Raw genomic sequence first — 25,487 nt, 5'->3', positions numbered from 1 at the left:
AGATAGTGAAAAAAGTGTTAGAAATAAAATTTATAGGAACCTCTAGTTAAATTACCGTGAATTCAACAGAGGTTCCTACAGTATTTGAGTTAATTTATTAAAGACGAAAAAGTAAACATCTATTTCAAACGCGCTAATTTGTCTTCGATAAGACTGGCAATTTGTTTTGGGCCAGAATCGCGAAGAATTCCCAAGTGGTCACCGTCGATTAAATAGGATTCAATATTCTTGCTAACGGTATTCAGTTGGTTCCAGCCTCCGCAAATTTGAGCGCTTTTACCTTTATGGTGAGGTTCGTCTTTGGCTCTGAAAACAACAAGTTTGTCGGGATATTGCCAAGGTTTTAGGTAACTTTTATGGTGTTCAAAAGCTCGGCGATAATGAACTTCTACGGTGTCGGGTTTTAGTTGAAAGCTTTTGTTAACATGTTGCACAAGGCGTAATGCATTTCTGAAAACACGTTTAGATTTATCTTTTAAGTGAAATTTAAGGTCGTTGAAGAAATTGGGGGCGGCTAGGTTTTCGGGCAGAATAAAATCCAGTACACCAACCAGTTCTACATCGTCTCCCTGCGAGATCAACAGGTTGGCAACTTCATACGCTAAAACACCGCCAAAAGACAAACCTAAAAGGCGATAAGGCCCGGTACTTTGCACTTTTTTTATAGACTCAACGTAGGCTTTTGCCATAATGTTTACATCTAACAACTCGTCTTTTTCGAGTGCTCGATCTTCCATATACAGATAAATCGCGTATACCGGTGCTACGTTTTGCAGTGCCTGGGCGAGTTCGGCATAAATACCAATGCCGCATAAACAAAAGAAAGGTGTATTGTTGGTGTTATTTTGTAGGCAAATAACCTCGTCTTTGCGTTCGTGTAATTGTTGAGATTTCGAGACTGGCGCTGTATCTAAATATATCGAAGGACTCGTTTTTTCTGTGATTAGGGCTTCTTGTTGCAGAATGGTCGTAGCATTAATGGCATCGTGTTTATTGATTTCGATTTTCCAGTGCTGCTTTATGGCGGTAACAACTGCTGCTGACAGCATAGAGGAGCCACCAACCAAATAAAAATTATCGGATACGCCAAAATCCGAGTGATTTAAAATACGTTGCCAAATTTCGTGCAGTTTATGTTGTATCTCGTTTGTTGGTTTTACAGCTTCGCTTTGTTCAACAACAAATAAATCGCGTAACTGCTTGTAGTTTACGCCGCTGTACTGGGCGGTAACCATGTGTGGTAGGCTCTCGATATTGAGAGTATCAACAGATAGGCCGCCATTTATTTGGGTTTTAATGGGCGTTTTTACCCTTTCAAAATCGCCTAGTGCGTTAGAGGCCTCGCGAGGGTGAACACACAATAAACGATGAATACTGTGGTTTTGTTCGCTATTTTGCGCTCTAAAATTGGCCGCATTAGAATCAACGCCTACCAGAATGTTTTGAGGTTGTTGTCGCAAATACGCTTCTAAAACAGCGATACCAGAATCACTGGTAAGCGCTTCTACACCGAGCTTTTGTAGTAGCGCCGATGATGTATTGTGCGATAATCCTAGGTTTTTCCAGGCAGACCAGGCGATTGCATAGGTTTTATACGCATTGATTTGTTGTTGTAATGCCAGTTCTTGAAGATAACGATTGGCTGCACAATAGGCGGGTGAGCCAAATAATCTGCTGTCGGCCATTATTGATGAAAATAACACGGCCACTAAATTTGGATCGTGCTGTTGCAATTCACAAATGGCTTTTGTTCCCTCGACTTTGGCTAGCCATATTTTTTTAAAATCTGCGTTCGATATATGTATATCGTCATCCGCAGTGGCGGTACCAGCAAGGTGAAAAACACCCGATATGCTTGCACCTAATTCTTGTTGCCAACGGTCAATGGCAGACAAAAATGTTTTAGCCTTTGAGATCTTATGGGGTTGATAAATAAAATTACCATTATTTTCCAGATGTTGATAACGGTCTCTAATGTCGATATTTTCTCTAGAATGAATTTCGGATTTGGTTTTAGAGCCGGTAACCAATAAATTAATGTTGTGGTTTTGTAACCATTTGCAAACCTCAAAACCTATGGCACCTAAACCGCCGGTTACCAAAACCCAAGTATTTTGTTGTAGCGGTAATGATGTATTTTTTTGATTCCATAAATTAACAGCGGAGAGCTTTTTAGTTTGTCGTGCCAGTTTGTTGCTAGTATCTGTTGTTTTAAAGGATGATAATTGATCATAACGTACTTCATCGGCACTGCCACAATGGCTTAACTCAAAGAGTAGGGTATCTAACCAGTAGTTCTCACAATTATTATCGATGTCTTTAAAATAAATCGATTTATAAAATTTCTCTGGAGTTTCTGCACCGGTTGTTGACTCAAGATCAATTTGGTTGAGTAGGCTACGAATGCCAGTTAAGTAGTAACTGGATAACGACCAAAAGGTAATTTCATCAATATGGTCTGATCTACCGATGAGCAAATATTGACAAATGTATTTGGCAAAAACTTGGCTCTGATTTACTTGATTAAGAACCGTGTTGTGATCAGCAATAATCGCTTCTATGTCTTCATCAAGATTGCACGCTTTAGCAGTTAGTGAAAGATCTAAAAATACGTTTTGTGTAAAGCTGTTATTATCAAGCCATTCACTGAGTTGATCACAAAAATTTTCTTGATGAAGACTCACGAGTACTAGATTGCTATCTGCCTCTACCAAGTTTAAGGATGATAATAAAGAAGCTTCGCTGATAACAAGTAGCGATCGAGATGTTTGTAATACAGCCTTTATTAGAGCTTCAATTTCGCTAGTTATTTCTCTGATCAGTAAAATTGTATTGTGGCGTTCAATTTTTAGATCGGCTTCGCCAATATCGTTCACCCAACTGAGTTCGGTAAAGCATTCTCTTACGGTTCGGTTATTTTCGGTAAGTACATCAATTTTTTCGCAGAGTTCTTCAAAGTTACCATCCTCAACCTGATGAACTAATTTCGAGCGCTGAATTTTTTGGATGCTGGTTTTGGGAATATCGTCTTTAGCAACCGGCAGAATATAATCAGGCTTTAACTGATGGTGTTTGGAGAACGCTTTTTCTATATCGTCAATAATGGTTTTTAAATCATTGTTAGCTAGAGTTGAGTTGTTTGGACAAAAAAATACAATCAGGCTTTCGCTAGTTTGACCAGGCTTTTTGGCTTGTATTGCGGCTGTGTAACCTGCAGCGACACTCGCTAAATTATCGACAATAACTTCAAAATCAATGGGATTATAATTTTTGCCGTTTATAATTAAGGTGTCTTTACTTCTGCCAGTTAAAAATAATTCCTTGTTATAAATAAAACCTTTGTCTCCGGTATTTAACCAGCCATCTTCAGAAAATAAGCCTTGGTTTGCAACTTGGTTATTAAAATAACCGTTGGATAGCGAAGAACCTTTAAATTGAATTTCACCAATAGATAGCTCGGGTAAAACATTGCCATCTTTATCAATTGCGCGAACCCCCATACCGGGTATGGTTGGGCCAAGACTTGTATAAGCCACGCTTCCCGGTGTGCCGATTTGTACAATCTTAAGTAGTGATTTATTAGTGCTTGCTCGTTCTACGGTAATTTGTTTTTTAAAGGTGTTTTCTTTTGGCCTAGAATAGGTCACGCCCGATCCGAGCTCGGCCATGCCGAAGGCGGGCATTAGGCAATTTTTAGGTAGTTGGTAGTCGCTCAATTGCGAAATAAGTTCTTTGGCGGTGGATTCTGCAATGGGTTCTGCGGCGTTTAATAACGTATTAACGCAGGATAAATCCCAAAATCGTGAATCGCGATTAGATTTAAGTGCATTAATAATCATTTTATAGGCGGAATCCGTCGCCCATGTGTGCGTAATGCGTAGGCGATCAATGGTGTCTAACCAATTTAACGGATTATTAAGTACCAATTCTGTGGGTGCATAAACTGTAGTACAACCACATACCAAACCTCTGATATGCCAGTCAGAAATGCTGCCAATGTGGTCGAAGGGTAGCCAGTTCAAGGTTTTATCGCTGGGTTGATTTTCCCATAAATGCGCAGCGCCTTTACTTCTTGCCAAAATATTCTTGTGTGTTAACTCTACAAATTTCGGCATACCTGTGCTGCCTGAGGTTAAACACAAAAATGCAACGTCGTCTGGTTTGGGTTGAGTGATTTTTCTAAGTGCGATTAGGTTATTTGTTGAATTCTCTAGAGTGCTAACAATATCTAAGGTACGAGTTGCTAAGGTATTATCAATGATATTCAGTTGTTTAGATTTTTCGTTATAGAGTTTGGTTAACGTCTTTATGGATAATTGATCAGAAATAATAATGGGGTCGCCAAGTTGTCGGCGAACATAATCAAATTTTTCCCAATCATTTTCGCTGGGTTCTGAGTTTTGCCAGGCATTGGTAATAACGGGAATTAATCCAGAATAAATAGCAGACCAAAATGCTATAAGTGAATGACTTAGATCGCGTGTGTGAATTATAAGATAAGGATTATCATTGTGTGTTAGTTGTAGATGTTTAGCCAGTATTTTTACTTGTAATAATAACGCTTTGCACGAGTAGGTGTTGTCTATTTGACCTAATTCGTCGAGAAATATTAATTCAGGAGATTGAATTTGCTCGGCTCTTAATGCCAATAATTCTATTAAAGTAAAAGGCCCTTGGTCTTGTGTTGCACAGGGTTGGGTGTGTGTCTCCGATGAAGGTAAATTGTTTTCTAAAAAATCTAACGGTGGTTCTTGTTGACTTTCAGTTGTATCTCTTAAATCTTGGTCAATCAATGAGTCTGAGTTGTTTTGCCTTGAATTTGTTGGCGGTTGTAACTGATTCAGATGAATATAGTTGGCTGTTGCTTGCGCTTCACCTAAAAAATAGAAAGAATATTTATCTTGATTGTTGGTGTTGAGCGTTTTGGTTGAAATCAGTTGATTTGAGCTGTACAAGAATTTTAATTTAGCAATATCAACTTTACCCAAAGGTGTTAACGGTATTGATGAAATCTGCACATATTCTATGGTTTGGTCAGCGTTTGAATTTGCTAAGAGTTCCAATTCCGGTTCATAAAATGTTTTTTTTGAAACAAAAAAACAGACGCTTTTTTCTGATATGCCTTGATTTTCGCGGAGTATAAAAGACTGTGTAATATTGGATAGCAGTGATTCTATGGCTTTGGGTGATTGTTGTCTTTTTACTACCTTGCCAATCAATTGAGTGTGCTTTGTTCCATTAAAGGTCATTTTTATAGCCTAAGTCCGGTTGGCGATATTGTTATAAAACCTAACGTAATGCGGTACTGGCTTGCATTGCTCTAGTGGCAGTGACGGTGTTGCTGATAAATATGTAATGAGTAAATTGCTATGTAAGCAGAGAGATATATTAGACGATTTTAATTATTAGTGCGGCGAAGTCTATTTTTTTGACGTGGTTCAAATTTAAGTTACAGAATTGTTATTTTTGCACGGTTTTAATTACTTTAAAAACTAAATACAGGAATTTTATTAATGTATATGGGCATAATATATTTCTAGAATACGTTTTAACCTCAAGAGGTATTTTGATAAAAGGTTATATGTCGTTTACTGGGAATTAGGTGTTTGGTTAAACGCGGCAAAATATTTTAAACGAATTAAACATTGAAGAGGCGCTGGATCTATCGGGGTTTCCTATAAAAGCTTTTGGGATATTGTGTAAAGGAAAATCTGATTAAATCATGGATGAGTTATTTGAAGGTTCTTAAAAATTAATTCTAAGTATTTTTGATATAAAAAAAGGCCATCTTTAAAAGATGGCCTTAGATATTGATAATCGTTTTATTATTAAACGTTTTTAAACGGTTAGTTGCCCCAAATTTGGGTTACATATTCTGGATGATCAACGAATGGGTTGCGGTTGCCCTGGTGGATAAACGCAGCATTGTTACGATCAATTTCTTTTTGGCTCACTGGATCAGCTAAATGCCAGCTGCGCAGCATGTTAACAACCCAAGGCTCGAATGCTTGAGTGCTAGTGCCGTTTAGCACGTCGTCAGCGGAGGTGCTGTTACTTTGCCATCCTGCGATTCTGTCTTCGTAACGTGTTGCCATGTAGAAATAAGCACGTGCTAAATCGCCTTTAAACTCATCGATAGGTTCGAACACGGTGCCGCTATAGCCAAGACCGGTACGTGCACTGCCAAGACGTGAGCCGTTGGTTGAAGTAAAGGTTGCAGAACCAACTTCACCATAAGGGAAGCTGCTGCGACGACCGTTAACCGAGCCATCGGTAGCAAAAATGTGGTGAATATCGGAGTTCATTGGCTCAACCGCGCCGCCAAACCAGCTGCGTGGGAAGGAGTGTTCACGGTTATAACAGTTGCCTTCGCCACTGAAGGTACCGCATTGATCAGTGCCAGGTGAGTAGTTGTAAGCGTCACCGCTGGTTGGGCGTTCAGAATAAATATCTAAGATGCTGCCATCGTTTTCGTAGAAACGGTCGATTTCGTTATTTAGATAGAAAGTCCAAACCGCACTATAACCTTGCGCTGCGTGATTATTAATGATGCGGTGTAGCTCTGATTTAAGCGTGAAGCCACTTAAGCCTGTGGCACTTGCGTAATAACCCGATGGCGCGCCGTTATCGGATGGAGGAGGGGTGGTGCCGCCACCTGAGCCGCCGGAAACTGGAAGGCTAAAGGTTGTGCTTTCGGTACTGGCAAATTGACCGCCACTCGCTACTACGGTGCCGCTTGAGCTGACAGAGTAATTGCCATTGCCGAAACCACAACAGATGCCGTCGCCGAAGGAATCATTGATTTGGAAGGTGTAGCTGCCGTCGGTTACGCAGTAGTCTTCAGAAATTTGCGCGTTGTTACCGTAGTTGCCGCCGCTGGCAACGGTGGTAGTACCACGACGTAAAGTCCAGGTTGTTTCACTGCCGAAGTTGTCGGTAAGAATACTTACGGTTACAGGATTGTCAGCACAGCTGCTTGAACCGCCGCCACCGCCACCACTGGTTGATGCTGGTGCAAAGTTATCTACGTATACGATTTCAGAGCCATCAAAACCCGCTACGTCGTAAAAACGCAAGCCTACTTCAATGCTACCGGTAGATGCGGCGGTGTAGGTATAACTAATTTGTTGCCATTGGTTTAAAAGCGTTGGTGATGAGTAGTTTCTGAAGCCGTCAACCACCATACGGGCTCGCATACCGCCTTCGGTGTGACGAACGTAAGCACTGAAATTATAGGTTTGGCCGGCAACAACCGGAACCAATTGTGTAAGGTCTGTGCTTGCTTGGCTGGTGGTATTCACTTGGACAGCGACAGAGCTGCTGCCTGCTTGAGCAATAGTTGATCGGCTAGTGGCAATGCCCGTATCGGTAGTCCAACCGGTTGGCGTGTTGCCAGAAAAATTTTCAAAATTTGCATTTTCAATTTGTGCACTAGCCAGCGGCGCAAGGCCAGCAACGAGTAGCCCAAACAAGACTCTGTGTTTCATGTTAACTCCCGAGGAGGTTGAGATAAAAATTGCGAGGTAATCTAACGAAAAGATTCGAATACTTTTATGAACCTAACCATTGATTCAAGAAAAACTTGTCTATGTCGTTAAAAAGGTCGTGTTTGAATATCTGCAGGAGTCGAATACGTCGTTAATAACTAACTTGTGTATCGGTCATTCGTTATGAATTATTAGACGTTATCGCGAAAATTCATTTGCCAGTCACAGCTACGGCATTAAAATGCCGCCTCCGCAAGAAATCAGATTTTTTTGCGTTCTGTTGAGAAATTCATAAATATGAAATTTTCAACTGGAATAAATTACATAATTTGCTGTGTATTCATTTTAGGAGAGAAGTCGTGGCTAGAGTTCATTTTATCAGTGGTGAGAAAGGTGGTGTTGGTAAATCCTTTACAGCGAGAACGTTAGCGCAGTACTTTATCGACGCCGAGCAGCCTTTTATTGGTTTCGATTCAGATCAATCACACAGTACATTTTCACGATTTTACGCAGAATTCACTTCTCCAGTTGTTATTGACGACTTTGAGAGCATGGACGAAATTCTAGTCGCCGCTGAAGAAAATGGCCGCGCCGAAATTATCGTTGATCTTGCTGCACAAACCGCAGACAGTTTAGAAGACTGGATTGACGAGAGCGATTTATTTGCCATTCTTGAAGCGATTGATGCAAAAGCGTATTTCTGGCATGTAATGGACGACGGCGCCGATTCCGCTCGTTTACTGGATCGCTTTATTAAGAAATATCAAGATTTACCCATGCAAATGGTCATTGTTAAGAATATGGGGCGTGGTGCTAATTTCGATTTATTCGATAAGTCTGCAATTTTTGAAAGAGCGCAAAGCATTAACGCAATTTTTGTGACCCTTCCAAAATTACAATCACAGTTAGCGCAAAAAATTGATTTCTATAATTTCAGTTTTTGGGCGGCTGCTAATAACGCAAAAGCGATGTCTACAGCAGAGCGTCAACGCGTAAAAGTATGGTTGAATAATTGCTACAGCAAGTTCGATCGTTTTTTAAAAGTTGAGAAAAAAGCCTAGGAAATTCTGATTAAAAAAACTCTGATTAACCTAGAGTTTCTCACGACACAAGGATGTGTCGTTAATTTCAAGAATTGTAAGTAATTAAAATTATAAGTAATTGAAATTGTGAAGAAATCGGAAATCGCATTGTCAATTTCTGCCCTGTGATTAAATCATGAATGAGTTAATCACAGGTTCCCACAGTTTTTAATAGCCCGAAAGCTCAAGGTAACCACGGCCCTTATGGCTGCCGGTTACGATCATTGCTCCTTCCCAATATTTTAATCTTTTCTTCCATAACTGATCTTTAATTTCGGCATCAACAGTTATATCTACGTTTAGCGACGGTATTTTAATTTGCCATTTGATGGGAAATTTCTGTCCAGTATTGCTTTGCCAAAATTCCAGCGGTGCAACATTAACGTCTTGTGGGAAAAGCCTTTGGCTGGTTCCGTCGTTAAATACCCAAAGACCCTGGCTGGATTCGTGTTGACGATTGTGTATTTCGTTATCACTTCTGAGCCGGTAATACATTAATTCTTGATTGTTTTCGAGCTGCAATGCAAACCAGTCCCAACCAACTTGATTGGTATCCAAGCTGGAGCTGCCCCATTCGCGATCTAGCCAGCTGTCGCCACTGACTTGAAAACGGTTATCGCCAATTGTGATGCTGCCGTCTGTAGCTATTCGCGTGTATGAATAGTAATAAGAGGCGTTACCTTGAGTATTACTTTTTTTGCTAAAACCACGGTCACCTTGCAAAACAATGGGTTTGGAATTGATTAAATTAAAATCGATGGCTACGGTGCCGTAATCAGCATCGGTATCTTGGGCGTAGAGTTTTGCGGGAAATAAATCCTTTGAGTTCTCTGAGCTTAATACCCAATTATCTTGCCACACGGTTAAGGGTTGATTTGTAACGCCAGCCAAACCTAGAGCAGGACGACTAAAACGTTCAAACTGAAAATGTTTGTTGTTATTGATATCTGTCAGCGCAAAATGTGCCGCGTAAACTTGATTAGATTGCCAATCTTTGTGCTGATCTTCTGGTGTTACATCGGGTGATAATGCGAATCGAAAGAAGGTAATTTGATAACCCCATTTTTGTGAGGCGTCATTAATGTTGTGTAAATGCCCGGTGAGATACCACCATTCAATTTTATAATCGGGATGTTCGCCATGATCGTGCGGAAACACAAATTCTCTGGGTGCTGTTACTTTGGCAAAGTCTTGATTTTCTGAATTGCGAATTAAATTGCGGTAATCGATAGCATTATTTTCTTGAGCGAGACACAGTCCTGCGGTGAAATAATGTAAAAGCAATAACAGCGTAAGGTATTTCATACATTACTCTTGATTAAATTGGTTGTTATTAACCGTGTTCATCACACGAAGCGCCGGATACAAGGCTGCAACCAACGCGGTTAATACAGCAAAGAAAGTATTTTCAACCAAAACCGAAATTTGCGGAACCAACGGCATACTCCAACCAAACGAGCGCCAGTGAATAATCTCAATTAGCATCCAAGAAAGTAGCTCACCTACCGGTGCGGCGATAATACCAACGCACAACCCCAGCACACCGGCTTGAATTAAGAGCAAGCACAGTACTTGAGAGCTGGTAAATCCAAGCGTTCTTAGGGTAATTAGTTCGCTTTTGCGCTCTAACATTAATGACGATAAAGCACTAAAGATAGAAATTAATGCCACAATTAAGACAAATATTTTTAATGCGTGGGTAATTAAAAAAGTACGATCGAAAACATTGAATGCAGTATCAATAATTTCACTGCCTATCACAATTTGTAAAGGTTCGTTTTTATAGCGTTCTTGTAATTGGCTTTTTAAATTTTCTAGCGCTTGGTCTTTGGATAAATGTTTGTCGGTATTCACAAACAGCCCCAGCGACTGAGGTTGTTGTTCTGGCCAATATTTTTGTAATAAATTCCAGTTAATTAACATTCGACCAGTTTGATTGCCGTAATCGGTATAAATACTGGCAACGGTAAATCTCTTAAGGCCAATGCTGGTTTTTACGGTAATGGTATCGTTTACGCGCAACGAAAACTTGTTAGAAAGCGTTTCGCTGATAAATACCTCGTCGTTTTTAAATCTTTCCCAAGCTGTTTGGCGACTTAGGTCATTATTATCATCGATAAATTGGTAACCTTGAAGTGCAGGCTCGGGTAAAATTGCACCAGTTATATTAACGACCGTGAAAAGGTTGTCGTGGGTTGCTGCTTCGGCATTAAAATCGCTGAATATAGAGAGATTATGAACGGTGGGGTTGTTTTTAATTGCAGTAATTATTTCGTTGTTAATAAAGGTTTCTTCATTGTGTGCCTCGTCAAAACCACGTACATAAATATCTGCACTTACTCGTTCACTTAACCAATCGCCAACGGCTTCTCTAAAACTGCCAATCATGATGCTCATACCATTGGCGCTGGCAATGGCAATCATTAAAGCCATCGCAGCTACCGAGGTTTTCGCTAAATTTCTCTGAGTATCGCCAACGGCCATAGAAAACAAAAGTTTATAGGAGTTGCGAAATACCGGTTTTAGCCGTTGAATAAAAAATAATAAAAAGCCAACACAGGTAGGTGTTAAAAACGCTAGACCCAGCAGTACAACGAATACAGAGAAAAACCCACCGTAGATACCGGTCGATTCCAGTTGTGCGAATACGACTCCCGCAACGATAAGTATCACCGATGAAATTATTCCAAAGGCCTGTGATGTGAATATTGGGTTTATAATCGATACTTTGGTTACTGGCGATTGTTTGGTGTTTATTCCGTTAATGCTGTTGTAAATTTTAACGGCCGGCATAACCACTGCCGCAAGTGATGCGCCAATTCCTAATATAAAACCCTTGAAAATAGGTGTTTTAAATAAAAATAATTGTGCGGCAGTAGTGGAATAATATAAATCGTTGATGGTTTGGTTAGACAGTGAGACTAAAAAACCGGCCAGTTTGATGGCTAAAAATGCCCCGGCGCTGGATGCAACTATCGAGATTAGCGCGACTTCAAATAAAATTAACTGCAATATTTCGCGCGGAAGTACGCCAATAGCGTGCAAACGTTTAAACAATGGCAGTTGCTTTTCGACGAAATAATTGACGGTGCTATACACCAGAAAAATTCCAACCAGTAAACTTAGTAAGCTCATGGCTTGTAAATTAAGTTGGAATGATTGTGTTAATTTTAGTGATTGCTGTTCCAGTGAGGTTGTGCGCTGTAGATAATAACCCGGTGGTAGTTGTTGCTGAATAATAGGTTCATATTTATGCCAAAGGTGTTGAGCAATATTGATGTCTATCCTTGAGAAAGTATTTCGATTGGTGAGCTTTTGGGCGGTATCAATATCACAAATAATAAAGTTATCTAAATAACCATCTGTATCTGGAAATATTCCCACAACGGTTAGGGGATCTGATGAGCTTTGCAGAAATAGGCGATCGTTTAATTTAAGGTGGTATTTTTGCGCAAAACTCAAACTGATAAAAACCGAGTTCTCTTGTAGCATCAGTTGATTGATGTTTATAGACACGTCAATATCTTGATTCGCGTCGTTTTCACTTGCTCTCGAACCTTCAGAGCTTTGCTCGTTTGAAGTAAAATTCAAGCGATCAATAAATGTTTCTGCTATTGGATCAACGCCAAAAATACGCACTTTATAAGAGATTACATTCTCATTGGTGTGTGTTATTGGGAGTTTTTTGTGGTCGAGCTCTGTTCCTACAAATTTACCATCGCCTTCAATTATCGGCGCGGTTTTGATTTCGGGAATGTGTGGAAAAATGTTTTTTCGTAAATAAACATAGTCCTTGGGTGCAACACCGGTAGATGGTCCAACAATTCGATGGCTGACGTTAGCGTTTGTTGCACGAAAGGCGTTAATAAAACTTTGATTAGCGCTGGAGTTGGTAAGCTCTACTGCGATAACAACGCATACACCCAGCAAAATTCCAAGTATCGCCAAAAAAGTTTGTAAGCGGTTTTGCCATAAAAACCTGAACTGCGCGCGTATTAAAAGAGCCATATAATTTAGAGTGAGTTAGCGATACGTTTATGAAGTTTTCCGCGTGACAATTCGTAAATACTGTTGGCGCGAGCTGCAATTTCTTCGCTGTGGGTAACAACAATCAAGGTAGAGGTTTCGTTGACTGAGTTGAATAGTAAATCGGCTACTTGATTACCGGTATCGACATCAAGGCTGCCAGTTGGCTCGTCGGCTAGGATGATTTGCGGTTGATGGGATATCGCTCGAAGAATGGCGACACGTTGTTGTTCACCTCCGGATAATTGATTGGGAAAACGTTTTCGTAACGAGCTCAGTCCCAGTTCGGAAATGTATTGTTCAACTTGTAGTCGGTTTGTTTCTTTTTTACCTAACAATTCAAGCGGTAGAAAAATATTTTCTTCCACGGTAAGTGTTGGTACCAAATTGAAGAACTGAAATACATAACCTAAATGATTTCGTCGAACGAGCGTTTTTTGTTTGTTATTCAGTTCATGGAGTTTATGGCCGTAAAAATGAACCTCTCCTTCGTCGGCATCAACAATACCGGCCAAAATATTCAACAGAGTGCTTTTGCCACTACCGCTGCGGCCTAGTATGGCAATGGTTTCGTTTGGATGGGCTTCAAAATCAATGGCATTTAGAATCTGAGCACGTTGATTTTTTTGAGTGTTGTCATCAATGGTTTTTGAAACCTTAGAGGCAATTAAAAGAGGCGAGGAGTTAGTGATCATAACAATGGACGGTCATAAAAATGTACGTTATACGAATAAAATACTCGAAAATTATGTCGATAAATGGGGTTTAATCCTTCAAAAATAGTACGTGTTGTTCATAAGAAACTCTGATTAAATCACTGCGGAGTTAAACACAGGCTCGCACAGTTAATTAGCCGTAAAACCCTAAATAAAATGTTGATACTTCTCTTTTTTACACGTTATTTCACATCTTTAAAGGATGGGATGTAAAGATTAGGTTAATTTCGTTTTCGGTAAATTCTAATATTGATAATCTTTGTGTTCGCCTGTGTATTTAATTGATTCATCAACATTTAGTGTTACGTTTTTTTTAATTTGATCAAAGCATGAATTAAGAACAGGTATAAAGTGCCTGAAGTTTTAGCGCTTTGTTAGCGCTAACGGAATAATCACGAAAAAATGACCAGTTTGTGATTTGATTTCGAGCTTACCTTTGTTCAGTATCTGATGTTTCTATCAACTTTGATTTTTGCATAAAAAAGCGCTTAATGTGTCGCGAATAGGATAAGGATTCGCAGGTACGTTCGTTTTGATGCTCTGGATTAAAGGAATTACAGGTCTAGTTTGTTCAGCAAAGCGCCGATAAGTCGTCAATGGTAAAGCTTGTCGAAATCGTCCAGAAATAATGACCATAAATTGGAAAGGAAGATCATTATGGGAACAGTTCATAACTCTGTTAAGTCAGCGGGTATTGCCGTCACTCTGGCAATATTTCTGACGGCTTTGTTTTCGAGCTTTTTTAACATTGCTTACGCCAAGGAGACACATTTGACGATTGCTGATAATGCTGAATCGATTAAACCACTGCAAGTGGGTGATAAGGCACCAAAATTCACGGTGAAAGATACCGACGGTGAACAGGTTATATTTGATCCAAACGAACTCGACTCACCGACACTCATCGTTGTTTATCGTGGCGGTTGGTGCCCATACTGTAATGTACAGTTACAAGATTTACGCAAAGTTTTACCGGAGATCCGCGAAAAGGGCGTGAATGTTATGTTCCTAAGTGGTGATCGCCCTGAAATTCTGTATTCCGGTTTGAAAGAGCAAACTCAAGAAGAGATTGACGGCCTAGATTACAAAATTTATTCCGATGCCGATATGGAAGCGTCTAGTGCTTTGGGAATTGCGTTTAATTCGTCGGGCTTTGGTATGACTTTATTGAAGCTAAAACCATCGACGAGCGGCTCGTCGCTTAGAAAGCACAATGCACTGCCAGTGCCTGCTGTGTTTGTTATCAATAAAGACGGTGAAGTGACCTATTCGTTTGTCGATCCAAACTTTAAAGTGCGTTTACCTGCTGAAGATGTGTTGGCGGCTGTAGATACGGCGCTCTAAGCCTCAGTGAATATTTATTTCTCTATAAATATCCATTTCTCTATAAATATCCATTTTTCTAAAAAAGCCAAGGAGTTTACCTTGGCTTTTGTGCTTGAAAACCGCAATTAATTTCAACGGGTCTTGCAGCAACAACTCCAGTTATACCAGCCCAAATATCAGTCCAGTAATAGCTGTCCGGTAATAAGAGTATGACAGCAGAGGGTCGCTCTAACTGTGTTAACCAGAAGTTCCGGCCCTTTGCCTTAGGCTCGTAATAATGCCTTCGCAAGGCGCTCTGAGAGCTGCTCTTCGGTAAATTGTGGCTCGTTTGGCGGATACAAAGAGTCTTCGTCGAATTGATAGCCGTATTCATTCGCTAGTGCGAACATTTCTTTCATTTTTTGACAATTTTTTAGCTTCTCTGCAAGCCCTTCATCAGAACGAGCGTTTTCTGAGAAAGCGGCAATTTGTGCTACAGACATGATCATTCTCTCCTAATAATGTTTCATCACTTCTACGACGGTATCTACCCCATAAATGCGGTATTTTCGTTGTTAGGTTTTTGCCTTTAGGCAAAACTGTGGCCGAGTTTGATGGTATTCAATTTAATAAGAGGGCTTAGATAATGTTGATAAAAATCAACTAATTAGCTGTGAGTTTCAATGCTCTGCGCTGTAGCGCCATCAAATTGTATGTCCGTAATCCAACAATGTTTTTTGTCTTTGCAATAATCGTAACAAAATTGTGGTTATGGTCTGGCGGTTATCTAATAAAGAAATTTGGAATAAGTTGAGTTTTATTGAGGTTATCTCAGTAATTCAGACTTTATGTATCAAAAAAACTGTGTAAGTAGAAAGTAAATCACGTTGTAAATATTTGGCTCGAAAGTTGTTGTTGATAATAGTTATTATTTCGTGTTCTTTGAAAGTAAAAAGTAACCTTTTCGCTTTCTCGTAAACTTAATAACAACATAAGAGCAAAATAATCATGAGAGAATATTACCAGCAACTAAAATCTGTGAATGAACTGCTTTTGGCAGAATCTTGGGAAGATGCCGAAGTGTTATTGATTAATCTTTGCCAAGAATTGGAGAAGTACTTTCATCACTGGCACGGCGATGATTTGTGGATCACAACGACAATAGATGTGTACTTTAAGCTGGGCGATGTTTTTTGGGCTGAAGGTCGCCCCTTAGACGCTTTGGCTATTGGTGAGAAGATTCACAATATGGTGCTTTCTGATTTGAATAAACCCATTTATTCCAGATCAAAGCTGATTGCGTTGGTTGCTGCCAGCGAGAAAACGCAATCTTATCTGTTGGATTGTAAGCGTCGAATAGTAAATGACCACAGAGGTTACCTTCGACGTGCGTAAATTTAATCGACGGCGTTTATTTTTAGTTTGCGGCGAATAATTTGTCTAAGCTTTCCTGACGTGCATCAAGTTTTTAAGTAGATCTGTCGGTTACTCTTTGGTCGTGCGGTAGCGAAATACCGACACTTAAAAATTACAATAATCAAATATATCCAGGAGTAGTACCGTGTCTGTTGAACATCATGATTTAGTCCACGAATTACCCGAATACAAGGATCAAATTCATCAACTTAAAATGCACGACAATCACTTTAAAAGGTTGTTTGATGAGTATCACGATCTGACTAAAACCATCGAAAATATTGAAAATGAGGTTGAACCTTCTACCACAGCGCATGAAGAATCCTTGAAGGTAAAAAGGTTAGCTCTAAAAGACGAATTAGTGGCAATTATTAATACCTCAAAATAATAAAAACACAGCGCAAAATACAGGTGATTTATGAGGTTCAAAGAAACCCGACTGATCCTAGAAAAAAAACTGTTACAACTGGATAAACGAGTTTCAAAAATTGAAGCTGATTTATCTACGTTGAAATCGGCTGACTCTGAAGAGCAAGCTCAAGAGCGAGAAAATGACGAGGTACTTGAGCGTATTTATTCTGAGTCTGTGGATGAAATTCGTAAAATCAATTTAGCACTTGAGCGAATTGATGAAGGTACTTACGGTTTTTGCCAGAGATGCGGTAAATCAATTGATCCAAGGCGATTAGCCGCGCTACCTTACGCGACGCTCTGTATTGCTTGCGCACCGCCATAAAATGCGTGGTGTATAATGCTTGTGATGCATAAGATGTGTAATGCGAATTCGATTTTTTAGTTGTGTATTTCCCTTCCTAAACTCATTTTACATTAAATGTTTTTACGGAAGGGGCATGACTTGTGCGCGAATTTATCGAGCTATGAGCAGGGTTGTGATTATTATTTTTACAGATGCAACTGAGTATACAAATGCTGTTGCTATTTAGGGAAAGAATAGCTGCTGTTTAAGTAAAGAGTAACAGTACAAAAAAGTCTTTGTAGATATTACGAGATACCCGATGGTGTCAGGTAATATCTAACAGCAAAATACTCAATCTTCTAAAGTCAGTTCCAGTCCGAGCTCATCGGTAATGACGCTGAGTTTATTGACAAGTTCTTCCATATCGGTTGATTTCGGGACCGATATTTCTGCATTCGCTTCAAATAGGGCCTCACCTGTCCACGGTGCGCTGGTGCATCGGCTTTCCAAATTCAGTAAATTAATGGAACGTTGTGCAAGCGCTTGCGCGATTTCTTTGATAATTCCGGTTCGGTCGGGACCTAATACGCTGAGCTTTGCGGTTTTTCCGGTACTTGGTAGAGTAGGTGATGACCAACTCAATTGATAGTGAATACCTTTGGCGGTAAGCGCTTGCAGATCCGATTCTAACTGCGCACGCAGGTTAGACTCCAAGGTGATGCTCAATATTCCGGCAAATTTACCGTGCAGATGTTGCAATTGGCTTTCTGTCCAGTTGCCATTATTTCTCTCAATGATATTGGCAATAAATTCTACGATTCCCGGTTTATCGTCGGTTAGAACCGTCATTACGGCATGATCATGCATGGCCTATTATCCCGTTGTTAGTGTCTTTATATAGGAGACTCTAATTAACCTAGAGGTTCCTGTAGTGATATCACCGATCACGAAAATTGTTTTTGTGCCCAAAGTGTAGCATTCTTCCGGCTACCAATGCATACACCAGAGCTTATTTATGATCATCCCTTTTGACAAGTTACCTAAAGATATATTGATTAATTTGGTGGAAGAGTTTGTAACCCGTGAAGGCACCGATTATGGTGATTACACCACTGAATTGAACGATAAGGTAGAGCAAGTTATTGCGCAATTAAAAAACAAAAAAGCCTTTGTTGTTTACGATACGTATTCGGAATCCACCAGTATTGTTTCTGCCGATGATCTTTCTGAAGATCTAGAATAAAACTTATTAGAATCTCTGATTAACACATCCATGATTTAATCAGAGGACAGAAATTGACAATGTGATTTTCAATTTTTACACAATTTCAATCGCTCACCGTTCTTCAATTTGGCGACGTATTCTGTGTTGCTAGAAACTCTAAGCTAATCAGAGTTTCCTATTATTAAGTTGAGGTGAAGTTAGATTGTTAAGTTAAATCTTTTGCCCACAGATAATTTGCCGGTAATTATGAATTCTTTTTTAATCAATGTTGATAAACCCGATAACGCTTTATTGGGAGTAGTTTTTGCGCACGGCTCGGGCATTGGTATGGATCATTGGTTTATGAATTCTATTTCAGCAAGTTTGGTTGACTTGGGAATTGCAGTTGCTCGATTTGAATTCCCCTACCGTCAATTGATTCGAGAAACAGGTATTAAAAGGCCGCCAAATACCATGCCCGTATTAATTGAAAGTTTTCAATCTGCACTTAATCTCGCCAGAGAATTACATTCAGAAATTAACTGGCACCTTACTGGCAAGTCTTTAGGTGCACGAGTCGCTGTGAATTTATCTGCTAATCATGAAGATTTAAAGGTAATCTGTTTAGGGTATCCTTTTCATCCGGTTGGCAAGCCTGAAAAATTAAGAATTGACCTGCTTAATTCTGTACATAATTCGATTCTCATTTTGCAAGGTACTCGTGATCCGTTTGGCCGATATGACGAGGTTCAAAATTACGCTTTAAATTCAAATGTGATTATCAGTTGGTTGGAAGATGGTGATCACGATTTCACGACTAAAAAATCAAGTCGAGTTCAGTTCGACGAACACTGTTTAGAGGCTGCAAAAACAATCAAAGAATTTTTGTTGATGTAAATGTTTTGTCAAAAGTACTTTTTGAGTTATTTGTGTGACGTCATTAAATAATGCAAGGTGTATGCAAGCGTTATTTGTCTTAGGTTTTCAGTGTATTTGTGGCAGTTTGATTTCAATTCTTTCTAAAATCAACTCCAGCGTATCAACCCAGTATTCGATGATTTCTTTGATTTTCTGGCGCTGAGTGTTGGCATCAGGTGTTGATAACAGTCGTTCACCAACCAGAGTAAGCTCGGCGATAACCTCTATAATTGTCTCTATGTCTATTTCTAGGGTTAGGTCTCTTTGTTCGACAAAAAGGGAATCGTGGGTATTTTTTTCTAAATATTGTTGCAGCTTGAAGGCCGTTTTAATTGCGTTGGTATTTAAAAGGTCTTTTGTTGCATTTAAGCGATCAATATTAATTCGGGTTAATATTGGACCGTTTGTTAAATAGCTAGCTAATTTAAACATATACAACTACCTGTAATACAAAAACTCGCCATGCGCTACCGAGTTATATCGGGATAGAAATTATTATAGGAAGCTCCGTTTTCCAGAGTTGCGTGCGACCTATACATCGTTAATTTCAATAAAAAAGTTATTGAAATTATGAATCGCTGAAAAACGCTTTGTTAATTTCTCGCTTCTGATTACATCAAGGATTAACCAGTCAGAAGTTTCTATAGAGTTTTGAAATATATAATGAGTCTAGCACTGAGAATGTTTTCCGTTTCTTTATAATGAAAAAAAGCAATGAAACGACAAAGTTTCTATGGTTTTCGCGGCTTGATAATGAAAGTTTTTTTAAGATAGGATAAACGTTACGATTTTTAAAATGTTTGAGTGTCAGCTAATGAGTGACAAAGTGGATGAATCAGGTCATTACGACCACCAATTAGATACCGTTGGATTGTTGTGTCCCGAGCCTGTAATGATGCTGCACCAACGGATTCGTGATGCAGCTGTTAACGAAGTGATTAAGGTTGTTGCTACCGATCCATCAACGCAGAGAGATATTCCCAATTTTTGTCATTTTTTAGGTCATGAGTTGTTGAAATCTGAGCAAGAAGAGAATTTGTTTTGTTACTGGATACGGAAAAATTAATAGCCGTTAAAGGAACAGTGCAGGAACACAGTAATAGTGCAGGGACGGTGCATTGACGTAGATTTTAGATCTGCATCTTTTGAAAATGTAATCGCTGTAGTTTTTGAAAAGGTACTTTGAGATCAGAATCGAGAGATTCGGCAGTCTTATCACTCAAGAAGTTTTCTCCAACATTACGCCGACGCTAACATCTGCGCGATTAGCGGATAATGGCCAACAAAGAAACGAGAACGAATTTAGCAGAATCTACTAAATTCGTTCTTTTTAGTGTTTCATTGTTGTTCAACTAGAAGCGATATTGCCGCCATTGCTTCAGGATCTTGTGACTTAATCTTGTTAGCAATTTGATGTTGGAAGAAATATCGGAAGTTATCGCTTGCTTGAGCAGGATAAAGGCAGTCGTCACCCGGCAAAATTGGGGTATTAATGACCTTATCTTCGTCTGCAAGCATCGCCAGAATAGTTCCGTCGTGCAATAACTGCCAGCTAATAACTTGGGTCAGTGTCAGACTCTGAAAACCATTGTCAGAGAGCACAGCGTGGGTGCCAATCGTATCTGGTATCTCTTGAACGACGGTATCAGGTTCGTCACATTCCAGTTCGTAGTACTCGGCAGCGGTTTCCAGTTCAACGATTTTATGGATGGGAGCGTCGTAAAACACCTCATCTATACCTGGGTCGTAATATCCTTCCCAGGTGCCGTTGAGCGGATCGCAGATTTCGTTACAGGGCACGATATCATTAAGCCAAGGCACTAATGCGACAACTTCTCCATTAGCACGCAATCCCCAAGCAAGGATTTGCAAGCTGTAGAGCATGTCACCGCTGGTTTCATTGGAGTATAAGATTTCTAAGCCGTCTAATTCTGGAGCAAGCCGAATGAAACGGTCGTCGTGAAGTTGGGAAAAACTTTTCCCGCTAAAGAGATCGACCACATTATCCATGTTGCGGCCCTTATTCGAGGTCTTCATAATACACCTCCATGCAATGGCCTATTGGTCTGAAGAGACGTTAGGCAGGATGGAAATTTTGGCACCACCACTACATAAGGTATATGGTGTTTTTAAAAAGCACAACACTTTGCACGAAAAAAACTGAATTTTGTGTTTGTGCTCTAGTTCAGAGACACCGTGTTTGCGCTAATTATCCCCAGTAAAATGTTCGTACCAGTTGCTGCTACCTAAATAAACAGCGACTCAGTATTTACGCCAGAAAGGCATATTTGTATCAAAGATATTATGTTATCCATGCATTCAAACTCCTTTACCATTGAAAATTCGACAGTTGCAAACACCTATGTAGAGGGTCACCATGCCACCGACCTCGTACAGATATTCAACGAGTGTTTTCAAGATTCCTTCAATACTGTTTTAGTCGCCGGTGGTGAAGAGCCAATTTACTTACCTCGCAGCGAGCAATTTACCCACAACCGAATTATTTTTACTCAGGATTATTTTGCCAGTGCTTTGCACGAAATTGCACATTGGTGTGTGGCTGGTAGCGAACGTAGAAAATTGGTCGATTTTGGTTATTGGTACAATCCAGACGGTAGAACTCAGCTGCAACAAACTGAGTTTGAACGGGTGGAAATAAAACCGCAGTCTTTGGAATGGATTTTTAGTCAGGCGTGTGGTTTTAAGTTTCGAATCAGCGCAGACAATCTGAGTGCTGGCATTGGCGCTAGCGAAGTTTTTCGCCGAAATATCGTCGATCAAACACAACGGTATTTATCTGAAGGCTTGCCCAAGCGGGCTGATATTTTTTCCAAGGCGTTGTCTGGCTATTATCATCAAGCCGATTTTGCATTGGTAGACTGTTATTCTTTCGAGACGCTTCTCGTGTAAGTTTGTTTTGTATAAGACCATTTTGTGCGGACTTGACCAAACCGTCGTATTAACAATTTGATTATTGACCTAGTGGTTTGGATTATTTTTTTACAGAAGTTTCTTTTTTTAAAAGGCGGTTTTTAAGCCTATTTTATAACGGTTTTTAGACATTACTTTGTTTATTTACAAACCGCTCTGCATAACCCAAAGGTTCGTGCCGTACATGGATGTTTCGCTAATGTCAGCAACAGTAAGTGATTGAAATTGTGAAGAAATTGGAAATCGCCTTTTCAATTTTTGTGTCCTGATTAAATCATGGTGGCGTTAATCAGAGATTCTTATCGGTATTTTTTCCCATTCTATTCAGTAATTTCAGTGATAGAATCCGTGACATGTTGATCACTGTTGTCGGCGCATAATTTAGCGTCGATAGTGCATTATTTGGGGAATCAGTGGCGCGCTGTGAAAATATTAGCTGACGAAAATATTCCAATGGCAAGAGAGGTGTTTGGTTCTCTTGGCGAACTCGTATTAAAACCGGGTAGAACCATTAGCGCACAAGATTTATTAGATGTTGATGCATTAATTGTGCGTTCGGTTACACGTGTGAATGAATCATTGTTGCGCAATTCCTTGGTCAGTTTTGTCGGCACCTGCACCATAGGTATTGATCATTTAGATCTCGATTATTTTCAAAATACTCACATCCAATGGGCGAGCGCACCGGGTTGTAACGCAACCTCTGTCGTCGAATATGTTCTCTCGGCGTTATCTGCGCTATCACTTCACGGCAAATATTTACGAGAAAAAACTGTGGCAATTGTTGGCTGTGGTAATGTTGGCTCCAAATTGCTGTCGGCGTTAACTCGATTAAACGTTAAGTGTTGTGTGTATGACCCTTTTTTAAGCGAGCATCAGTGTTTAGATTTGGTTGAACTTAACGAAGCTCTGGCCTGCGACATTATTTGTTTACATACACCGTTAACTTTTAATGGTGACCATCCCACATTTCATATGATTGGTGAGCGCGAAATTTCTGCGCTGGCACCTGGCACTGTGTTAATTAACGCCGGGCGAGGAGGGGTAATTAATAATTCCGCCTTGCGACAACGCCTTGAAGATCAAAACGATTTAACCGTGGTGTTGGATGTTTGGGAATCGGAGCCGGATATTGATTTACCGTTAATGGATTTAGTCACAATTGCGACACCGCACATTGCGGGTTACAGCTATGATGGCAAGGTGAAAGGTACTTACCAAGTTTATCAGGCGCTGTGCGAGCATTTGGCGCGCTTAAATGCTGAAGCACAACACAAAACGATTGATCTGTATTCTCTGTTGCCGGCGCTCAATGTGCCTGTTTTGCATTGGTCGGGCAATCGCATAAAAGAAGATGCGTTTGCGTACATTCGGCAAAGTTATGATGTTTTAGCAGATGATAAGCACTTTCGTTTATTGATGCATAACTCGGCACAACCGGGTATTGAATTTGATGCGATGCGCAAAAAATACGCAGTGAGACGTGAGTTTGGAAATTATTTCATTCCGGCTCAAGTTAATGGTGAGATGAAGGAGTTACTGCTTAATCTTGGTTTTATGGATTTGCACTGATCCATAATAAGAGCAAAAGCAAGGTAAGGCTTGCCATTTATGCATGAGCAATCCAATTTTTGTTTGCTTTATCTAACCGTCGAGACGTTTATTTATATTCTTTAAGAAAACGTTAAGAGTTTTAAGAACGGCTTTTTAGGCAGTTTATTTTTTATCATTGCCCAGCGATTAGGGTAGTGGCCTTCCGCTTCAAATTGATTAATACAATTTAAAACAACTTGATCGGTAATTCCTACGGATTCGCCCTGAGAGTTGATTAAATACCCAAAAGGTTTTTGAACATCCCGTTTTTGTTTTGAATGGAGCATTTTGAGCGCGGTGTTTTTTAACGCGTTATTGTTGATAAATACAATCATTTTGCTCGATCCCTCTATTTGGTATCCGGTGATATTGCCAGAGAAAGCTTGCACTTTTATTGTACAGTGACGATTTATTCGTGCGTGGCCATCGTTTAGTTTTATTAACTTTCTTCTAGCTATGTGTTCCGACGGTCTATAAATATCCCTCTGGTAAATCTTCGCAGTCGCTTGTGTTTGAATTATTTACCCAAATTTGCAACGTTGTTTTCAGAGCACTGCCTATTCTTCTTATATTTTTGCATAAAAAACAACCTTTCCAATTGATGTCGGGTTGTATTAACTAACCATCGCACATCTTACGCGATTAAAAAATGCCCCTTTCGTTGTACAATTGTCAATTTTTAGGGAAAAGCGCTTGTCTCCGATACTTGACCTCATCGTACAGAGATTTAATCAACTGAATACTTGGGAGAAACGGCAATCTGTGCGGATCTTCCACGGCCGCGGTGGTACCTACGCTGGATTTGAACACCTGACCATCGATTGGCATCCAAGGTTGTTGATTATCTCAGCATACAAGCCTTTAGATTTTGACTTGCCTTCTATAGATGAAATCAATGTTCTGGCCGATGAGCTTTCGATAGACACGGTTTTTTATCATCGACGCTATTTAACTGAGCAAGCTTGGCAATGCGTTCGTGGCGATGCCGATGCCGATTTTTATGCAGTTCGCGATCAGCAGCGTTTCGAGTTAAGTGTTGGTCGCCAGCAGAATGTAGGCTTTTTTCTGGATATAGAGCCTGGTCGTCATTGGCTTGAAGAACACGGAAAATCGAAACGCATACTCAATTTATTCGCTTTTACGTGTGCTTTTTCGGTGGTAGGAGTCGGAGTAGGTGCGGCAAAAGTTGTTAACGTGGATATGAGTCGGCAATCTCTGAATCGAGGTCGAGCCAATCATCATTTAAATAACCAAGACACCTACAATGTTGAGTTTATGCAGGAAGATATTCTTAAGTCGTGGGGGCGTATTCGAAAACGCGGCCCGTTCGACGTTATTATCTTCGATCCGCCGTCTTTCCAAAAAGGCAGCTTTGTTGCACAAAGAGATTACCGCAAATTGATTCGTCGAATTCCCGAATTAGCCTCCGAACAATGTGAGGTGCTTGCGTGTTTAAACTCACCGGAGCTTGATGCGTCTTTTTTGACCGATTTATTTTCAGAAATCTTGCCACAGGCTGAACTCGTTGAGCGCCTTCCTGCGAATCCGTATTTTCCAGAAAAAGACCCAAATCAGGCACTAAAGCTGTATCACTATCGATTCGTTAATGATCAATCTATCGATAGTGACCCTACTTAGCCATTAGCCTCTGTAGCGATAGGATTGAGCGAAAACTTCGGTAACGGCTCGTTCGATCGCATTAGAAGAACCGGTACGCAACTGTTGTCGCAGATTATGAATGTGGTTAGCGGATGACTGAGGGCCGTCTAGGTCAAGGTCGGTTGGGCTGCTGAGTGCTGCCGATATAGGTATGGTTCTTGGGCTCGACAGCAACATAAAGCCTAGGTGCGTGAGTTGCGCCAGATCGAGCGCCTCTTGGCGAATATTGGTTTGATATTGAATGTATCCAGACTCCGCAAGCCATACCATCGTTGCGAAGCATGACGAATGCCTAGGGCTTGGTAACCCAAACTCGTCGGGTTCGTCCGCCCCGGCAATGTCGTCGACGTAGAGTTGGATTTTGCGCGGAAAGTTGCGATACAAGGTCACAAATATCGACGCGCAATCTTTGTAAAAATCTGCAATATGTATATCGGCCATAGCGCTAGATTA

The 25,487-nt window shown here is 40.2% G+C and carries 22 protein-coding genes; 11 read left to right on the top strand and 11 right to left on the bottom strand.

The features are described 5' to 3' along the window. Positions 1-119 precede the first annotated feature (119 nt). Complete coding sequence (locus ACYQ28_RS06180; RefSeq protein WP_460048839.1) at positions 120-5,249, bottom strand: AMP-binding protein; 5,130 nt, start codon at positions 5,247-5,249, stop codon at positions 120-122. 597 nt (positions 5,250-5,846) lie between these two features. Continuing rightward, positions 5,847-7,487 carry an endonuclease gene (locus ACYQ28_RS06175; RefSeq protein ID WP_460048837.1) on the bottom strand — a complete coding sequence of 547 codons (1,641 nt, stop codon included), beginning with the start codon at positions 7,485-7,487 and terminating at the stop codon, positions 5,847-5,849. Between the two features lie 359 nt (positions 7,488-7,846). Between ACYQ28_RS06175 and ACYQ28_RS06170 the strand changes: the two genes are divergently transcribed. Next, the gene (locus tag ACYQ28_RS06170; RefSeq protein ID WP_460048835.1) at positions 7,847-8,548 is read left to right on the top strand and encodes a P-loop NTPase family protein; all 702 of its coding nucleotides are present in this window, start codon (positions 7,847-7,849) and stop codon (positions 8,546-8,548) included. 189 nt (positions 8,549-8,737) lie between these two features. On the opposite strand, the gene ACYQ28_RS06165 is transcribed toward ACYQ28_RS06170, so the two are convergent. From ACYQ28_RS06165 to ACYQ28_RS06155, 3 genes are read right to left on the bottom strand one after another with little or no spacing between them, the layout of a single operon-like run. Further along, entirely contained in the window at positions 8,738-9,874 is a 1,137-nt protein-coding gene (locus tag ACYQ28_RS06165; RefSeq protein ID WP_460048833.1) for a lipocalin-like domain-containing protein, read from the bottom strand. 3 nt (positions 9,875-9,877) lie between these two features. Beyond that, complete coding sequence (locus tag ACYQ28_RS06160) at positions 9,878-12,577, bottom strand: ABC transporter permease (RefSeq protein ID WP_460164696.1); 2,700 nt, start codon at positions 12,575-12,577, stop codon at positions 9,878-9,880. Positions 12,578-12,582: 5 nt separating this feature from the next. Beyond that, complete coding sequence (locus ACYQ28_RS06155) at positions 12,583-13,290, bottom strand: ABC transporter ATP-binding protein (protein WP_460048830.1); 708 nt, start codon at positions 13,288-13,290, stop codon at positions 12,583-12,585. A gap of 678 nt (positions 13,291-13,968) precedes the next feature. Between ACYQ28_RS06155 and ACYQ28_RS06150 the strand changes: the two genes are divergently transcribed. Then, on the top strand, positions 13,969-14,655 hold the full coding sequence (locus tag ACYQ28_RS06150) for a peroxiredoxin-like family protein (RefSeq protein ID WP_460048828.1): 687 nt from the start codon (positions 13,969-13,971) through the stop codon (positions 14,653-14,655). A 245-nt stretch (positions 14,656-14,900) separates the two neighbouring features. Here the strand turns inward: ACYQ28_RS06150 and ACYQ28_RS06145 are convergent, their stop codons facing one another. Beyond that, positions 14,901-15,119 (bottom strand): Nif11-like leader peptide family natural product precursor, encoded by a 219-nt coding sequence (locus ACYQ28_RS06145; protein ID WP_460048826.1) that lies wholly within the window; start codon positions 15,117-15,119, stop codon positions 14,901-14,903. Between the two features lie 505 nt (positions 15,120-15,624). Between ACYQ28_RS06145 and ACYQ28_RS06140 the strand changes: the two genes are divergently transcribed. The 3 genes from ACYQ28_RS06140 (at position 15,625) to ACYQ28_RS06130 (ending at position 16,768) form a co-directional block, all read left to right on the top strand. Continuing rightward, the gene (locus tag ACYQ28_RS06140) at positions 15,625-16,011 is read left to right on the top strand and encodes a hypothetical protein (protein ID WP_460048824.1); all 387 of its coding nucleotides are present in this window, start codon (positions 15,625-15,627) and stop codon (positions 16,009-16,011) included. A gap of 166 nt (positions 16,012-16,177) precedes the next feature. Beyond that, on the top strand, positions 16,178-16,420 hold the full coding sequence (locus tag ACYQ28_RS06135) for a YdcH family protein (protein ID WP_460048823.1): 243 nt from the start codon (positions 16,178-16,180) through the stop codon (positions 16,418-16,420). Between the two features lie 30 nt (positions 16,421-16,450). Continuing rightward, positions 16,451-16,768 (top strand): TraR/DksA family transcriptional regulator, encoded by a 318-nt coding sequence (locus ACYQ28_RS06130; RefSeq protein WP_460048822.1) that lies wholly within the window; start codon positions 16,451-16,453, stop codon positions 16,766-16,768. A gap of 312 nt (positions 16,769-17,080) precedes the next feature. Here the strand turns inward: ACYQ28_RS06130 and ACYQ28_RS06125 are convergent, their stop codons facing one another. After that, positions 17,081-17,596 (bottom strand): glycine cleavage system transcriptional repressor, encoded by a 516-nt coding sequence (locus ACYQ28_RS06125; protein WP_460048820.1) that lies wholly within the window; start codon positions 17,594-17,596, stop codon positions 17,081-17,083. A gap of 148 nt (positions 17,597-17,744) precedes the next feature. Here ACYQ28_RS06125 and ACYQ28_RS06120 point away from each other — a divergent pair, with 148 nt between their 5' ends. After that, a complete protein-coding gene (locus tag ACYQ28_RS06120; RefSeq protein WP_460048818.1) occupies positions 17,745-17,972 on the top strand; it encodes a YheU family protein in 228 nt (75 codons plus the stop codon). Between the two features lie 228 nt (positions 17,973-18,200). Beyond that, positions 18,201-18,830 carry an alpha/beta family hydrolase gene (locus ACYQ28_RS06115; protein WP_460048816.1) on the top strand — a complete coding sequence of 210 codons (630 nt, stop codon included), beginning with the start codon at positions 18,201-18,203 and terminating at the stop codon, positions 18,828-18,830. An 87-nt stretch (positions 18,831-18,917) separates the two neighbouring features. Here ACYQ28_RS06115 and ACYQ28_RS06110 read toward each other — a convergent pair whose 3' ends face one another. Beyond that, the gene (locus ACYQ28_RS06110) at positions 18,918-19,283 is read right to left on the bottom strand and encodes a hypothetical protein (RefSeq protein WP_460048815.1); all 366 of its coding nucleotides are present in this window, start codon (positions 19,281-19,283) and stop codon (positions 18,918-18,920) included. Positions 19,284-19,665: 382 nt separating this feature from the next. On the opposite strand from ACYQ28_RS06110, the gene tusA reads away from it, so the two are divergent. After that, on the top strand, positions 19,666-19,917 hold the full coding sequence (gene tusA, locus ACYQ28_RS06105; RefSeq protein ID WP_460048813.1) for a sulfurtransferase TusA: 252 nt from the start codon (positions 19,666-19,668) through the stop codon (positions 19,915-19,917). 272 nt (positions 19,918-20,189) lie between these two features. Here tusA and ACYQ28_RS06100 read toward each other — a convergent pair whose 3' ends face one another. Further along, positions 20,190-20,888 (bottom strand): hypothetical protein, encoded by a 699-nt coding sequence (locus ACYQ28_RS06100; protein ID WP_460048812.1) that lies wholly within the window; start codon positions 20,886-20,888, stop codon positions 20,190-20,192. 276 nt (positions 20,889-21,164) lie between these two features. On the opposite strand from ACYQ28_RS06100, the gene ACYQ28_RS06095 reads away from it, so the two are divergent. Next, complete coding sequence (locus ACYQ28_RS06095; RefSeq protein ID WP_460048810.1) at positions 21,165-21,761, top strand: elongation factor P hydroxylase; 597 nt, start codon at positions 21,165-21,167, stop codon at positions 21,759-21,761. Positions 21,762-22,205: 444 nt separating this feature from the next. After that, positions 22,206-23,354: a 4-phosphoerythronate dehydrogenase gene (locus ACYQ28_RS06090; RefSeq protein WP_460048809.1), complete on the top strand. Its 1,149-nt coding sequence runs from the start codon at positions 22,206-22,208 to the stop codon at positions 23,352-23,354. Between the two features lie 101 nt (positions 23,355-23,455). Here ACYQ28_RS06090 and ACYQ28_RS06085 read toward each other — a convergent pair whose 3' ends face one another. Further along, positions 23,456-23,710 (bottom strand): hypothetical protein, encoded by a 255-nt coding sequence (locus ACYQ28_RS06085; RefSeq protein ID WP_460048807.1) that lies wholly within the window; start codon positions 23,708-23,710, stop codon positions 23,456-23,458. Between the two features lie 358 nt (positions 23,711-24,068). Here ACYQ28_RS06085 and ACYQ28_RS06080 point away from each other — a divergent pair, with 358 nt between their 5' ends. Further along, positions 24,069-25,013 (top strand): class I SAM-dependent methyltransferase, encoded by a 945-nt coding sequence (locus tag ACYQ28_RS06080; protein ID WP_460048806.1) that lies wholly within the window; start codon positions 24,069-24,071, stop codon positions 25,011-25,013. A gap of 3 nt (positions 25,014-25,016) precedes the next feature. On the opposite strand, the gene ACYQ28_RS06075 is transcribed toward ACYQ28_RS06080, so the two are convergent. Next, positions 25,017-25,475 carry a hypothetical protein gene (locus ACYQ28_RS06075; protein WP_460048805.1) on the bottom strand — a complete coding sequence of 153 codons (459 nt, stop codon included), beginning with the start codon at positions 25,473-25,475 and terminating at the stop codon, positions 25,017-25,019. Positions 25,476-25,487: the final 12 nt, after the last annotated feature.

It is taken from the genome of Sessilibacter sp. MAH1 (assembly GCF_054658315.1).
The sequence above is the reverse complement of the archived record's forward strand: the minus strand, read 5'-3'. Positions and strand labels throughout refer to the sequence as shown.

Coding starts and splice junctions, on each gene's coding strand:
- ACYQ28_RS06180 (WP_460048839.1), bottom strand. CDS start 5,249: ATGACCTTTAATGGAACAAAGCACACTCAATTGATTGGCAAGGTAGTA.
- ACYQ28_RS06175 (WP_460048837.1), bottom strand. CDS start 7,487: ATGAAACACAGAGTCTTGTTTGGGCTACTCGTTGCTGGCCTTGCGCCG.
- ACYQ28_RS06165 (WP_460048833.1), bottom strand. CDS start 9,874: ATGAAATACCTTACGCTGTTATTGCTTTTACATTATTTCACCGCAGGA.
- ACYQ28_RS06160 (WP_460164696.1), bottom strand. CDS start 12,577: ATGGCTCTTTTAATACGCGCGCAGTTCAGGTTTTTATGGCAAAACCGC.
- ACYQ28_RS06155 (WP_460048830.1), bottom strand. CDS start 13,290: ATGATCACTAACTCCTCGCCTCTTTTAATTGCCTCTAAGGTTTCAAAA.
- ACYQ28_RS06150 (WP_460048828.1), top strand. CDS start 13,969: ATGGGAACAGTTCATAACTCTGTTAAGTCAGCGGGTATTGCCGTCACT.
- ACYQ28_RS06145 (WP_460048826.1), bottom strand. CDS start 15,119: ATGTCTGTAGCACAAATTGCCGCTTTCTCAGAAAACGCTCGTTCTGAT.
- ACYQ28_RS06140 (WP_460048824.1), top strand. CDS start 15,625: ATGAGAGAATATTACCAGCAACTAAAATCTGTGAATGAACTGCTTTTG.
- ACYQ28_RS06130 (WP_460048822.1), top strand. CDS start 16,451: ATGAGGTTCAAAGAAACCCGACTGATCCTAGAAAAAAAACTGTTACAA.
- ACYQ28_RS06125 (WP_460048820.1), bottom strand. CDS start 17,596: ATGCATGATCATGCCGTAATGACGGTTCTAACCGACGATAAACCGGGA.
- ACYQ28_RS06120 (WP_460048818.1), top strand. CDS start 17,745: ATGATCATCCCTTTTGACAAGTTACCTAAAGATATATTGATTAATTTG.
- ACYQ28_RS06115 (WP_460048816.1), top strand. CDS start 18,201: ATGAATTCTTTTTTAATCAATGTTGATAAACCCGATAACGCTTTATTG.
- ACYQ28_RS06110 (WP_460048815.1), bottom strand. CDS start 19,283: ATGTTTAAATTAGCTAGCTATTTAACAAACGGTCCAATATTAACCCGA.
- tusA (WP_460048813.1), top strand. CDS start 19,666: ATGAGTGACAAAGTGGATGAATCAGGTCATTACGACCACCAATTAGAT.
- ACYQ28_RS06100 (WP_460048812.1), bottom strand. CDS start 20,888: ATGAAGACCTCGAATAAGGGCCGCAACATGGATAATGTGGTCGATCTC.
- ACYQ28_RS06095 (WP_460048810.1), top strand. CDS start 21,165: ATGCATTCAAACTCCTTTACCATTGAAAATTCGACAGTTGCAAACACC.
- ACYQ28_RS06085 (WP_460048807.1), bottom strand. CDS start 23,710: ATGATTGTATTTATCAACAATAACGCGTTAAAAAACACCGCGCTCAAA.
- ACYQ28_RS06075 (WP_460048805.1), bottom strand. CDS start 25,475: ATGGCCGATATACATATTGCAGATTTTTACAAAGATTGCGCGTCGATA.